Source organism: Bartonella sp. ML69XJBT (assembly GCF_028618515.1).
Lineage (GTDB): Bacteria > Pseudomonadota > Alphaproteobacteria > Rhizobiales > Rhizobiaceae > Bartonella.
Map to the genome: position 1 here is coordinate 1 of NZ_JAQITB010000099.1, position 1,896 is coordinate 1,896.

General features: G+C 36.3%; 3 protein-coding genes. All 3 read right to left on the reverse strand.

All coding sequences use genetic code 11. The features are described from left to right. Positions 1 to 417 (reverse strand): hypothetical protein (locus tag PVV68_RS10240; RefSeq protein WP_273783021.1); only part of this gene is annotated, 417 nt, incomplete at its 3' end. A 12-nt stretch (positions 418 to 429) separates the two neighbouring features. Next, a complete protein-coding gene (locus PVV68_RS10245) occupies positions 430 to 1,173 on the reverse strand; it encodes an antA/AntB antirepressor family protein (protein WP_273783022.1) in 744 nt (247 codons plus the stop codon). 65 nt (positions 1,174 to 1,238) lie between these two features. Further along, positions 1,239 to 1,613, reverse strand: coding sequence for a hypothetical protein (locus tag PVV68_RS10250; protein WP_273721889.1), 375 nt, complete (start codon positions 1,611 to 1,613; stop codon positions 1,239 to 1,241). Positions 1,614 to 1,896 lie beyond the last annotated feature (283 nt).

Below are 1,896 nucleotides of genomic sequence, written 5' to 3' on the forward strand. Positions count from 1 at the left end.
ATCTCCAAAAATGCGTGCGTTATCACATATAACAGCCTTGCCATAAACACGGGCATTGCCATAAACAAAACCAAAAACTCGAGCTTTGTCGTAAATCAGTGCATTGTCAAAAATCTGCGCATTATATTCAACACTAGCCTCTCCACAAACCTTGGCATTGTCGTAAACACACGCATTATCTGTAATTATTGCTCTTTCAAATATCTGTGCATTACCAAAAACCTTAGCATCATGACTAACTTTAGCTTTATACCAAATCCAACAGTCTCCTTCATGACTCAGGTTTTCTTCTTTTTCTACAAAGCCGCCTAGGTCACCTTTTTTAACATTTCTAAAGTCTCGTAATGCGCGAATGCGATAAACCTTACGCAAATAAATTTCATCTATTTCATCAGTCAGTTCGTATTTCTTTTCCATAGTGACAGCCTCTTAATGCATGCTTTGTCTTTTAAGTTCTTGAGACAGCACACCAATTCCTTTTGCTGTGATTTTTGCGCAAGGAATGACTTTTTCTATTCCGCAGGCGGTTTGAAGTGTGATCGTTGGACAGTCCATAAGTTGCTTTTGGATTTTGTCTTGATAAGGGAGTAAATTTCCACCTGCTGCACGTCTATAAACCCAACCTTTTTGCTGTAAGAATTGAATGAATTGTTTTGGTTGCATTTCGAGGATTTTCGCGGCTTCTGTAAGACCAAAGAGCCCATTATGACGCTGTAAACTTTCAAGTGCCATGGCTTTTGGTGTTAAATCTTCAATGATGGTGTCTTTTTGATCTATTTGACCTTGCAAATAATTCAAAAATCCAATCATAGCTTTTGGACTTGAATAATCGATTTGTGGTGTTACTGCTTGCTTTGCACGCCGTTCACATTCTATAAAATACTCTCTGGCTTCATGCCCTTTGTCATTACGCTCTATCATCGAAAGGTGCTTAGCCATATCTAATGTGAGGTAGTATTCTAAGCTTGGGCGCCCACCTTGGGGTTTTACTAAATTTTTAGTAAAACTTATAAAGTCTTGATTTTCTCGAAAATTACATTCTTTAATACGGTTAACAATCCAGTCATTAAAGCGGGCTTTTACTTCTAAAAAAGCATGCAGATCACGTGCATTTACTGTTTGAACAGTTTCGTTTTTAATTGTGTTGTGCTGAATAGCAATAAGCTTTTCCATTACGGACCTCATGTTGATGGGACTGATGGATGAAAGGGGGCGCTTTTTAAACGCCCTTCAGAATTTTAAAGCACATCACAAGGACGCAAACGGTGCTGTTGTTCATAAGTACCGTACATTTCATCTTCATATTTTTCTTCTGCGATCTCTTCTAAAATTTCATTGTAGATATCACTTTCACGTATAAAGTAATGAACCTCACTATCTTCATCGAGACGTTCGATATTTTCTTTTACATATGCTTCTGCAATCTGTTCAGAAATGTCTTCACAACTCTTTTCAGAAGGATTTATACGAAAGATTTGGATTGCATCATCTGTTTCGTCAATAATTTTTAGAATTTGGCTTTCATCAAGTGGTCCAGACTCTGCAATGTTTTGATCATCATCGTAGGTAACTAATAAAATTTCATCAGAATTTATAAGAATTGGATTTTCCATAATTTCTCCTCCCTAACGCCTAATAGCGATTGTTTGTGTTAATTTATGGATATATTAGTACATTATGAACGATACACAGTCAAGTACAAATTGTACTATTTTTTTAAAAAATAAAAAAATGGCGAATCAGTACTTATCTTGAGAATCAATACCCCGCCATAAGCCGTTGATAGTATCTAATTAATAACGTAAACAGAAAGCTGTACTGCTTACATATCAAGAATAGTACGTCGTACACGACCTATTATAGAGATAGCACCTTCAAGTTTTGGGGCTTTTATTG

Coding starts and splice junctions, on each gene's coding strand:
- PVV68_RS10245 (WP_273783022.1), bottom strand. CDS start 1,173: ATGGAAAAGCTTATTGCTATTCAGCACAACACAATTAAAAACGAAACT.
- PVV68_RS10250 (WP_273721889.1), bottom strand. CDS start 1,613: ATGGAAAATCCAATTCTTATAAATTCTGATGAAATTTTATTAGTTACC.